The sequence below is a fragment of the Pseudomonas sp. genome (genome assembly GCF_002796985.1).
GTDB lineage: Bacteria > Pseudomonadota > Gammaproteobacteria > Pseudomonadales > Pseudomonadaceae > Pseudomonas.
This window is the reverse complement of record NZ_PEKX01000027.1, coordinates 1-9,400: the sequence shown is the minus strand read 5'-3', so window position 1 is coordinate 9,400 and position 9,400 is coordinate 1. Positions and strand designations below refer to the sequence as shown.

Sequence of the window (9,400 nt, the reverse complement as noted above, 5' to 3'; positions counted from 1 at the left end):
CTATGTCTCCCGACACCTGTTACCCATGTGTCCCGGCAGAACACTGCGCTCCACCCATCCTACGTTCGTGCCAGCGGACTGTGTTCGCGTTGTTCCGGTACGGGTTCTGTCGCAGGCATGGGCTAGGTGCCCCCGCGCATCCTGAAGGTTGGATCCGTAGCCTCCGGCAATTCTGCAACGCCCCTGAAGAGGCCCTTGCAGAACTGCAAAGTGACCCTGCAATCCTGTCTATTCCGCGCCTTGCAGGCATGGATCAAGATTCGTCCGTCCTCTGGAAATACCTCCCCCACTTTCAAGGAACCGAATCATGAACACCAAGAAATCCCTGCTCGCCGCCTCCCTCGCCCTGGCCATCGGCAACGTCTTCGCCGCTGGCAACCCCACCGTCGAACACAACACCCAGGCTTTCCTCGAAGCCCTGGAAGCCGGCAAGGGCCAGCCGCTGGAAACCCTCTCGCCGAAAGACGCCCGTGCCGTCCTGACCGGCGCCCAGGCTTCGGTGAAGGTGGACCTCTCCGGCACCCAGGTCAGCGAGAAGACCGTGCAGACCGACGTCGGCCCCGTGAAGCTGACCATCGTCCGTCCGGCCGGCGTGAAGGGCACTCTGCCGGTGTTCATGTTCTTCCATGGCGGCGGCTGGGTGCTGGGTGACTACCCGACCCACGCCCGTTTGATCCACGACCTGGTGGTGAACTCTGGCGCGGTGGCGGTCTACGTCGACTACACCCCGTCCCCCGAGGCGCATTACCCGGTCGCGATCAACCAGGCCTACGCCGCGACCCAATGGGTCGCCGAGCACGGCAAGGAGATTAACGTCGATGGCAAGCGCCTGGCGGTGGCTGGCAACAGCGTCGGCGGCAACATGGCTGCGGTGGTGGCACTGATGGCCAAGGACAAGGGCACGCCGAAGCTGCGCTTCCAGGCCCTGCTGTGGCCGGTGACCGATGCCAGCTTCGAGACTGGCTCGTACCACCAGTTCGCCCAGGGGCACTTCCTCACCCGGCCGATGATGCAGTGGTTTTGGGACAGCTACACCACCGACCCGAAACAGCGCGCCGAGATCTACGCATCACCGCTGCGTGCCACCACCGACCAGCTCAAGGGCCTGCCGCCGACCCTGATCCAGACCGCCGAGTCCGACGTGCTGCGCGATGAAGGCGAAGCCTACGGTCGCAAACTCGACGCCGCCGGTGTGGCTGTCACGTCTGTGCGCTACAACGGAATGATCCATGACTACGGCCTGCTCAACGTGGTGAGCAAGGTGCCGGCGGTCCAGGCCGCCATGCGCCAGGCCGGTGAAGAGCTGAAGGTTCACCTACAGTAAGCCGCTTTCCTCCCTCGCCGCCGGGCGGGGGAGGACACTTCTCTGGAGGCCTTTTTGGAGAGAATCCACATGAGCCAGCCCACGCAGCAAGAATCCGTCACCCTGATCATCCGCCACCGCGCCCGCCCCGACAGCGTCGCCGCCTATGAATCCATCCTGCGTGAACTGACCCGTGCCGCCAGTGAGTTCCCCGGTCACCTGGGCGTGGACGTGATGCGCCAGGGCGACCATTTCACCTCGGTCCTGCGCTTCGCCAGCGCCAACGAACTGCAGGCTTGGCTGGACTCACCGCAGCGTCATGAACTGATCGGCCGCGCCAACCCGCACCTGATCGACGGTGAGCAGAAAGAACTGCACCGCGCCCACGAGTTCTGGTTCGCCTCTCCGGACAACCCGCAGAAGCAGCCGCCGCGCTGGAAACAGGCGGCCATCTCCTACCTGGTGATCCTGCCGCTGGTGATGCTGGTGCCGCAGCTGTGGCGCCCGCTGTTCACCCAGGTTCCGCTGCTGGGCGGCTTCGTGCCGGCCAACATGCTCATCGTCGCCACCATCGTCCTGCTGGTGGTCTACGTTTTCATGCCACGGGCCACGCGCCTGTTCTCCGCCTGGCTCAACGCCCGCTGATCGAAAGAGGAACATCGCCATGTACGCCGACCTGATCCTGACCAACGGCCGCTTCCACACCGTCGACCGCGAGAAACCCGAGGCCACCGCCGTGGCCATCGCCGACGGCAAGTTCATCGCCGTGGGCAGCGAGGCGGAGGCCATGGCCTTCCGCGCTGGCGCCACCCGCGTCATCGACCTCAAGGGGCGCACCGCGATCCCCGGTCTCAACGACTCGCACCTGCACCTGATCCGCGGCGGGCTGAACTACAACCTCGAACTGCGCTGGGAAGGCGTGCCGTCCCTGGCCGACGCCCTGCGCCTGCTCAAGGAGCAGGCCCTGCGCACGCCGTCGCCGCAATGGGTGCGCGTGGTGGGCGGCTGGAACGAATTCCAGTTTGCCGAGAAGCGCATGCCGACCATTGAGGAACTGAACCAGGCCGCACCGGACACGCCTGTCTTCGTCCTGCACCTGTATGACCGCGCGTTGCTGAACCGCGCCGCTCTGCGAGTGGTCGGCTACACCAAGGACACCCCGAACCCGCCCGGCGGCGAGATCGTCCGTGACAGCAAGGGCGAGCCCACCGGCATGCTGGTGGCCCGGCCCAACGCGATGATCCTCTACGCGACCCTGGCCAAGGGGCCGAAGTTGCCGCTGGAATACCAGGTCAACTCCACCCGCCAGTTCATGCGCGAACTGAACCGCCTGGGCGTCACCAGCGCCATCGACGCTGGCGGCGGCTTCCAGAACTACCCGGACGACTACCAGGTGATCGAACAGCTGGAGAAAGACCACCAGCTCACCGTGCGCATCGCCTACAACCTGTTCACCCAGAAGCCCAAGGAAGAACTGGCGGACTTCAAGAACTGGACCAGCAGCGTCAAGTACGGCCAGGGCAGCGACTTCCTGCGGCACAACGGGGCTGGCGAGATGCTGGTGTTCTCGGCCGCCGACTTCGAGGACTTCCTCGAACCGCGCCCCGACCTGCCGGGCAGCATGGAGGCCGAACTGGAGCCGGTGGTGCGCCACCTCGTCGAGCAGCGCTGGCCGTTCCGCCTGCACGCCACCTACGACGAATCCATCTCGCGGATGCTCGACGTGTTCGAGAAGGTCAACCGGGACATCCCGTTCAACGGCCTGCACTGGTTCTTCGACCACTGCGAAACCATCTCGCAGAAGAACATCGAGCGGGTGAGGGCGCTGGGCGGCGGTATCGCCATTCAGGACCGCATGGCCTTCCAGGGCGAGTACTTCGTCGACCGCTACGGCAAGCAGGCCGCCGAAGCGACCCCGCCGATCAAGCGCATGCTGGCCGAAGGCGTGCCGGTGGGCGCCGGCACCGACGCCACCCGCGTCTCCAGCTACAACCCCTGGACCTCGCTGTACTGGATGGTCAGCGGCAAGACCGTCGGCGGCCTGGAGCTGTACCCCGAAGGCTTGTCCCGCACTACTGCGCTGGAGCTGTACACCCACGGCAGTGCCTGGTTCTCCAACGAACAGGGCAGGAAGGGCATGCTCAAGGTCGGGCAGATGGCTGACGTTGCCGTGCTCTCGGCGGACTACTTCAGCGTGCCCGAGGACGACATCAAGGCCATCGAGTCAGTGCTGACCGTGGTGGATGGCCGCGTGGTGTTCGGCAGCGGCGACTTCGAACGCCAGGCGCCGAGCGCCATTCCGGTGCTGCCGGACTGGTCCCCGGTGGCCAAGGTTCCCGGCCACTGGCGCCCGCAGGCTCCGTTGCAGAATGCTGTGCACCAGTGTGCCGGCTCCTGCGGTGTACATGGCCACGGCCACGAACGCGCTCGCCAGTCGAGCGTGCCGGTAAGTGACTTCCAGGGCTTCTGGGGCGCCTTCGGCTGCTCGTGCTTCGCGTTCTGACCCTGGCGCAGCGGCCTGGGGCTCTTCTGTAGGAGCGAGCTTGCTCGCGAACCCGCGTCACGCCGGATCGATCCGGTGTTGGGCATTTCGCGAGCAAGCTCGCTCCTACAGGGGCACTCGGTGCGTTCCTTGCAGAGTCGCGGAGGGAAGCCTCGTCCTTGCTCGCGAATCACAAAAGCACTCGCTGACCGAGTCTCTCCCGCTAGAACCCCACCAACTGCCCCACAGCCTGCGCCTGCGGGTCATCGCTGCGGCTCACCAGCGCGTAGTTGTAGCCACCTTGGCTCCAGTAGCGCGCCAGCAGGTCGCCATCCGTGCGCTGCCCCTGCGGCAACATCTCGTGGCGCGGGCCCGGCGGGCGGATGAAGAAGGTCAACCGCCGGCCCTGACCATCCTCGTAAATCACCAGCGCCGCCGCGCCCTGTTCGGTTGCGAGCAGCCGCGCGCCGACCGTCTTCAAGCCAACCTGCTCCAGCTCAGGCGGTGGCGGGGCGTCCTTCAGGTAGCGAGCCAGCCAGCCGCGCAGGTCACCGCCGTCGCGCAGGTCCAGCCCGCTCTGATTGACATCGGCGAACAACCGATAAGCCTGTACCGCGTCCTGCATCGGCACCATGCCGCGCAGCATTGCGTCGCCGCGCATCTGCCAGCCACCCATGCCACCGACGCCCAACGCAATCAGCAGGGCTGCCGCGGTGGCGAGGCGAGAGCGCCGCCGCTGTAGGATCTGCCGGCGAATCCGCGCCGGATCGAGCTGCTCCGGCAGTGCCCCACGCGCCTGCCCGGCAAAGGCCGCGCGCAATTGCTGGGCATCCTGCCGCCAGCCTTCCACGCGGCGGGCGTCGTCCGGGTGGGCGGCGAGCCAGGCTTCCACCCACTGGCGGCGTGCCGGGTCCAGTTGGTCGTCGATATAGGCGTGCAGATCCTGTTCCTGGGGAGTGCCGTCGGGAATGCGTTCGTTCATTTCAGTACCCGCAAAGAAGGTGTCGCCGCCTGTCCTTCGCTCAGCGCGCGCAGCGCCGTGCGGGCGCGCGACAGGCGGGACATGACGGTGCCCATGGGAATATCCAGTGCCTCGGCCACCTCGCGGTAGCTCAGGCCCTCGACGCTGACCAGCGTCAGCAGCGCGCGTTGTTCGGCGGGCAGGCGCTCGAAGGCCTCCAGCGTCGAGCGTGCGCTGACGATGTCCTCCGGCGAGGCGCTCACCGCGCTGTCCGCACCGAACAGGCTGAGCAGGCGTGCATAGCGTTTCGCCCGGCGCTGCCCGTCGATGAAGTGCCGGTAGAGGATCGAGAACAGCCAGGCGCGCAGGTCGCCGTCGTCGCGACGGCCGGTCCAGGCCGACAGCGCCTTCTCCAGGGTCGCCTGGACCAGGTCGTCGGCGCTGCTCGCGCTGCGGGTCAGCGACAGCGCGAAACGCCGCAGCCGGGGCAGCAGTTCGCGCAGTGAATGGTCGTCCAGTGAATGCATCGGGGCGCCAGGAGTGGGTGGGTTCGAGCGAGAAAGACGAACGCTGCGGCGTTCTATTCCCGTCGCGGGGAAAAATAATTAATTCGCGCTGGGCGGGAATAACCCGTCACACGGTGCGTCGTACCGGCTCAACGCATTCAGCCTAAGCCTGAGGAGCTGGAAATGACAGAAACACCGCCCACCGCACCCAACGTGCCCCTGCGCCTGGCCGCCATCGGCGCCGTGGTGCTCGGCGTGGCCGCCGTCTTTGCCTACGTGGCCGGCTGGCTCGACCCGCAGCGGCTCACCCCGGCCGGCGTGATCAACACCCTGGAGCACAACAGCGGCGTCTACCCCGGCTACCGGCGCAACCACGCCAAGGGCCTGTGCGTGATCGGCCACTTCGACAGCAACGGCGGCGCGGCCGATCTGTCCCGCGCCAGCCTGTTCTCCGTTGGCCGCGTGCCGGTGGTAGGGCGCCTCGCCATCCCCGGCGGCAACCCCAAGGCCAGCGACGGTGCCGCGCCGATCCGCAGCCTGGCCCTGCGCTTCCAGCCGGCTGATGGCCAGGAATGGCGCACCGGCATGAACGCCATGCCGGTCTTCGTCGTGCGTGACGTCGCCAGCTTCTACGCCCTGCAGCAGGCAACCGCGCCGCAGCCGGGCACCGGCAAGCCCGACCCGGAAAAGGCCGGCGCCTTCTTCAAAGCGCACCCCGAGACCCAGGCCTTCCTCAAATGGGCCAAGTCCTCGACGCCGTCCTCCAGCTACGCCAACAGCGCCTACTACAGCCTCAACGCGTTCTACCTGGTGAACAAGCAAGGCAAGGAGCAACCGGTGCGCTGGTCCGTGCAGCCCGAAGCGCCGGTCGAGCCGCTGGCCGCCGACAAGCGCGGCGATGCCGACTTCCTCGCCGCCGAACTGGCCCAGCGCATCGCCGCCGGCCCGCTGCGCTGGCGCCTGCAGTTCACCCTCGGTGAGCCCGGCGACAGCACCGTCGACCCCACCCAGGCCTGGCCCGACAGCCGCCGCACCGTGGACGCGGGGGAACTGGTGATCGAACGCCTGCAACCGGAAATCGGCGGCGACTGCCGCGACGTCAACTACGACCCGCTGATCCTCCCCGACGGCATCCGCGCCTCCGACGACCCGCTGCTCAGCGCACGCTCGGCCGCCTACTCGGAATCGTTCAACCGCCGCACCCGTGAGCAGGCCCAGGAGACCCACTGATGAAACCGACCTACTTCCCGCTCTCCCTGCGCGTGCTGCACTGGCTGATGGCCGTGCTGGTGCTTGCCATGCTGCTGATCGGCCTGGGCATGGTCGCCAGCGTCTCCCCGCGCCACGCCGCGCTGGTCGCCATCCACAAACCCCTGGGCGCCGCGCTGCTGGTACTCGTGCTGCTGCGCATCCTGGTTCGCTTGACCCACCGCATCCCCGCGCTGCCCAGCGACATGCCCGGCTGGCAACGCAGCGCCGCGCACCTCTCGCACCTGGCGCTCTACGGCCTGCTGCTGGCCCAGCCGCTGGTGGGCTGGACCATGCAATCCGCCGGCGGCTACCCCGTCGTGCTCTGGGGCGGCTTCGAACTGCCCGCACTGGTCTCGCCGTCGGTGCAGCTTCACAGCATTCTGCGCAGCGCCCACACGGTCATCGCCTACGCCTTGCTGGCGACCATCCTCTTGCACCTCGCCGCCGCGCTGTTCCACGGGCTCATCCGCCGCGACGAAGTCCTCCCCAGCATGACCGGCGCCGCTATGCCGCGTAGCTCCAGAGGAGAGCGGCCATGAAGCGCTTGCTCGGCGTCGCCTGCCTCTTCACCTCCTGCGCGGCCCTCGCCGCACAGGACACTCCACCTGTGCAGGACTACCACTACGGCCAGAAGCTCGACATCAAGCGCGTGGTGCAACAACCGGACCTGGGGTTTTGCGGGATTCGCGAGGTCGAGATGATCTACGAGGACAGCGCCGGGCAGCGGCATACGCTGCGGTATCCGGTGTGGGGGCAGGGGTGTGGGAATGAGAATTGAGGCGATGGCTGCGCTGAATAGTGTGCATTGTTTTGCGTATGATGCTGCGTAATACTGGGGCGTCGGCCAATCTGTGTCTGACCACCACTGCACACATCTGACCATCATCAGGGCCTTCATCTTCGGTGAAGCCGTTGAACCCTCCGGATGTGCTAAATCCACCGCGAACATTTGAGGTAGCTGCGAAATGAGTGCACTCCTAAACCGGGCTGAACAGGCAGTGTCCGCTACCGCCATGGTTCGTAATTTCGGGGCGCGATTGAAGGAGGTCAGCAGTGGGGAAGTCACTCACCTGGTCATCTTCAAGGACAACGAGCCGGCTGCGGTGTTGGTGGGCGTAGAAGCCTACCAGGCGCTGCAGGACGAGCTTGAAGATCTGCGTGCCGAAAGGCTGGCCATCGAGCGCCTGTCCACCCTGGATGACCAAACCACCGTGAGCCTCGAGGACATGGAGGCTCGCTTCAACTAGGCGCTACGCCATGAAATGGAGCGTTCGGTTTCACCCTGAGGTCGAGAACGATCTCAAGCTACTGGGAAGTGCTGAAGCCCTGCGGGTGCTGAAAGTCATCCGCCAGCGCATTGCCGAAGGTGAGCCCGACAAGATCGGCAAACCCCTGCGCGGTGCCCTGGCGGGCCTGCGCAGGATTCGGACCGGCGATGTACGCATCGTCTACCGGATCAATGGAGCCGAGATCGTTTTGGTTCTCTGCATAGGAGCCCGGCGTGACGAAGAGGTTTATATCGCCGCGACCAGCCGAGTCCGCTCCTGACCCCGCTTTGGCGGGGTTTTCATTTAGTGCGTCTCGGAGACATCGCCGGAAATGCGGCGTGGCTCCGCGCCTTCCGCACCGTCTCCACAAACGGCGTAACGATCAGGCTCCACAGCGACGAATACTTCTCGTCATCCTGCTCCCCGGCGCCGAACCGGATCGGCTCCGGCGCGCGCTGGGTGACATAGAGCGTGCCGAATATCCAGTCCCACAGCGACAGGTTGATGCCAAAGTTCTTGTTGAAGTGACGGGGCGCGTCGCTGTGGTGGATCTGGTGCTGGGCGGGGCTGTTCACCACGTGCTCGATCGCCGGCCCGAACGACAGCCACACATGGCTGTGGCGCAGGTTCGTTGCCAGCACGTTGAACAGCAGGATCATGTAGGTGACGCCGAACAGCGTGTAGGCGCTGATCTGGCCGCCGCAGGCGTACCAGAAGATGCCGGCGTAGGCGCCCAGGGCGATGGCGCCAGCCAGTTTCGCCGCCAGCTTCTCCACGAAGTGCACGCGGCTCGCGGTGATCGGCGTCAGCACCGCCGCCGAGTGATGCACCTTGTGGAACGCCCACAGCCAGCGAGAATGGAAGGCGCGGTGCACCCAGTAGTTCTTGAAGTCGCTGACCAGGAACACACCCAGCCCATAGAGCAGCGACAGGCCGAGGTTCGTCCCCACCTGCGGGCGCGCGCCCCACAGGTGGGTGAAGAAGGCGATGTAGTCGCCCGAGCGCAGGATATAGGGATCGATCAGGCCGACGATGGGCACCAGCAACGCCACATTGAGGATGCCGCGCACCAGGTAGTAGCGGTAATCCAACAGCGCCGAACGATGCAGATTCACCCGACTGCCGCCAATGAACTGCCAGAACGACGCCGCCTGCGTCAGCCCGCGCTGCCGACGGAAGCGGAACAGCGCGTAGGCGATGGCGTAGGAACACAGCAGGAACACCACGCCGACCCGGCCGCTGAGGTCGAATAGGCCGGCGACCTGGTTGGTGATGGGAGTGATCACCAGCTCGGTGAAGTGACGGTGGACGTGTGAAAGGTCAGGCATGGGCGTCAGGCGTTGGTGGAGTGGGTGAGGTGCTGCGGCTTCGGAGCCTGCAGTCAGATTTTCGACTCTGGGAGTCGCCTTTTCTTGTTGGCGTGATCAGGCGGGACGCTCGCACTGCCACGCATGCTGATCAGCATGGAACTGGGTGGTTCAAGCTGTCAAAGCTCGATTTTGCAGGGAGGGGGCATTTCGACAGGTGGGCCTGTGTTGATTAAATCCTGATGCTATAGCCGCTTCCGGCCCAGACCGTGTAAAAACGCAGCGGGTGATGAAGAGCTGGTTATTGGATTGCTTTAGCGGT

At 65.7% G+C, this 9,400-nt stretch carries 11 protein-coding genes; 8 read left to right on the top strand and 3 right to left on the bottom strand.

Annotated elements, in window-relative coordinates:
• Positions 1 to 307: 307 nt before the first annotated feature.
• The 3 genes from CTR55_RS27295 to CTR55_RS27285 all read left to right on the top strand — a co-directional run bounded on the left by CTR55_RS27295 (position 308) and on the right by CTR55_RS27285 (position 3,806).
• A complete protein-coding gene (locus CTR55_RS27295; protein ID WP_296291709.1) occupies positions 308 to 1,324 on the top strand; it encodes an alpha/beta hydrolase in 1,017 nt (338 codons plus the stop codon).
• A 69-nt stretch (positions 1,325 to 1,393) separates the two neighbouring features.
• Positions 1,394 to 1,948 carry an antibiotic biosynthesis monooxygenase gene (locus CTR55_RS27290; RefSeq protein WP_296291707.1) on the top strand — a complete coding sequence of 185 codons (555 nt, stop codon included), beginning with the start codon at positions 1,394 to 1,396 and terminating at the stop codon, positions 1,946 to 1,948.
• Between the two features lie 19 nt (positions 1,949 to 1,967).
• On the top strand, positions 1,968 to 3,806 hold the full coding sequence (locus tag CTR55_RS27285; RefSeq protein WP_296291705.1) for an amidohydrolase: 1,839 nt from the start codon (positions 1,968 to 1,970) through the stop codon (positions 3,804 to 3,806).
• 202 nt (positions 3,807 to 4,008) lie between these two features.
• Here CTR55_RS27285 and CTR55_RS27280 read toward each other — a convergent pair whose 3' ends face one another.
• Together CTR55_RS27280 and CTR55_RS27275 are read right to left on the bottom strand one after the other, a co-directional pair.
• Positions 4,009 to 4,767 (bottom strand): anti-sigma factor, encoded by a 759-nt coding sequence (locus CTR55_RS27280; RefSeq protein ID WP_296291704.1) that lies wholly within the window; start codon positions 4,765 to 4,767, stop codon positions 4,009 to 4,011.
• Complete coding sequence (locus tag CTR55_RS27275) at positions 4,764 to 5,273, bottom strand: sigma-70 family RNA polymerase sigma factor (RefSeq protein WP_017520898.1); 510 nt, start codon at positions 5,271 to 5,273, stop codon at positions 4,764 to 4,766. The genes CTR55_RS27280 and CTR55_RS27275 overlap by 4 nt, the downstream gene beginning before the upstream one ends.
• Before the next feature lie 162 nt (positions 5,274 to 5,435).
• On the opposite strand from CTR55_RS27275, the gene CTR55_RS27270 reads away from it, so the two are divergent.
• The 5 genes from CTR55_RS27270 to CTR55_RS27250 all read left to right on the top strand — a co-directional run bounded on the left by CTR55_RS27270 (position 5,436) and on the right by CTR55_RS27250 (position 8,051).
• The gene (locus CTR55_RS27270; RefSeq protein ID WP_296291701.1) at positions 5,436 to 6,482 is read left to right on the top strand and encodes a catalase family peroxidase; all 1,047 of its coding nucleotides are present in this window, start codon (positions 5,436 to 5,438) and stop codon (positions 6,480 to 6,482) included.
• On the top strand, positions 6,482 to 7,042 hold the full coding sequence (locus tag CTR55_RS27265; RefSeq protein ID WP_296291699.1) for a cytochrome b: 561 nt from the start codon (positions 6,482 to 6,484) through the stop codon (positions 7,040 to 7,042). Before CTR55_RS27270 ends, CTR55_RS27265 begins: the two co-directional genes overlap by 1 nt.
• Positions 7,039 to 7,281 carry a DUF2790 domain-containing protein gene (locus tag CTR55_RS27260; RefSeq protein WP_296291697.1) on the top strand — a complete coding sequence of 81 codons (243 nt, stop codon included), beginning with the start codon at positions 7,039 to 7,041 and terminating at the stop codon, positions 7,279 to 7,281. Before CTR55_RS27265 ends, CTR55_RS27260 begins: the two co-directional genes overlap by 4 nt.
• A 187-nt stretch (positions 7,282 to 7,468) precedes the next feature.
• Positions 7,469 to 7,750, top strand: coding sequence for a type II toxin-antitoxin system prevent-host-death family antitoxin (locus CTR55_RS27255; RefSeq protein WP_296291695.1), 282 nt, complete (start codon positions 7,469 to 7,471; stop codon positions 7,748 to 7,750).
• Positions 7,751 to 7,760: 10 nt separating this feature from the next.
• Positions 7,761 to 8,051 (top strand): type II toxin-antitoxin system RelE/ParE family toxin, encoded by a 291-nt coding sequence (locus tag CTR55_RS27250; RefSeq protein ID WP_296291694.1) that lies wholly within the window; start codon positions 7,761 to 7,763, stop codon positions 8,049 to 8,051.
• A gap of 19 nt (positions 8,052 to 8,070) precedes the next feature.
• On the opposite strand, the gene CTR55_RS27245 is transcribed toward CTR55_RS27250, so the two are convergent.
• On the bottom strand, positions 8,071 to 9,099 hold the full coding sequence (locus CTR55_RS27245) for a sterol desaturase family protein (protein WP_296291692.1): 1,029 nt from the start codon (positions 9,097 to 9,099) through the stop codon (positions 8,071 to 8,073).
• Between the last annotated feature and the right edge of the window lie 301 nt (positions 9,100 to 9,400).

Excerpts from the sequence above, each read along its gene's own strand:
- CTR55_RS27255 (WP_296291695.1), top strand. The coding sequence starts at position 7,469 with ATGAGTGCACTCCTAAACCGGGCTGAACAGGCAGTGTCCGCTACCGCC.
- CTR55_RS27295 (WP_296291709.1), top strand. The coding sequence starts at position 308 with ATGAACACCAAGAAATCCCTGCTCGCCGCCTCCCTCGCCCTGGCCATC.
- CTR55_RS27245 (WP_296291692.1), bottom strand. The coding sequence starts at position 9,099 with ATGCCTGACCTTTCACACGTCCACCGTCACTTCACCGAGCTGGTGATC.
- CTR55_RS27280 (WP_296291704.1), bottom strand. The coding sequence starts at position 4,767 with ATGAACGAACGCATTCCCGACGGCACTCCCCAGGAACAGGATCTGCAC.
- CTR55_RS27265 (WP_296291699.1), top strand. The coding sequence starts at position 6,482 with ATGAAACCGACCTACTTCCCGCTCTCCCTGCGCGTGCTGCACTGGCTG.
- CTR55_RS27260 (WP_296291697.1), top strand. The coding sequence starts at position 7,039 with ATGAAGCGCTTGCTCGGCGTCGCCTGCCTCTTCACCTCCTGCGCGGCC.
- CTR55_RS27275 (WP_017520898.1), bottom strand. The coding sequence starts at position 5,273 with ATGCATTCACTGGACGACCATTCACTGCGCGAACTGCTGCCCCGGCTG.
- CTR55_RS27270 (WP_296291701.1), top strand. The coding sequence starts at position 5,436 with ATGACAGAAACACCGCCCACCGCACCCAACGTGCCCCTGCGCCTGGCC.
- CTR55_RS27285 (WP_296291705.1), top strand. The coding sequence starts at position 1,968 with ATGTACGCCGACCTGATCCTGACCAACGGCCGCTTCCACACCGTCGAC.
- CTR55_RS27290 (WP_296291707.1), top strand. The coding sequence starts at position 1,394 with ATGAGCCAGCCCACGCAGCAAGAATCCGTCACCCTGATCATCCGCCAC.
- CTR55_RS27250 (WP_296291694.1), top strand. The coding sequence starts at position 7,761 with ATGAAATGGAGCGTTCGGTTTCACCCTGAGGTCGAGAACGATCTCAAG.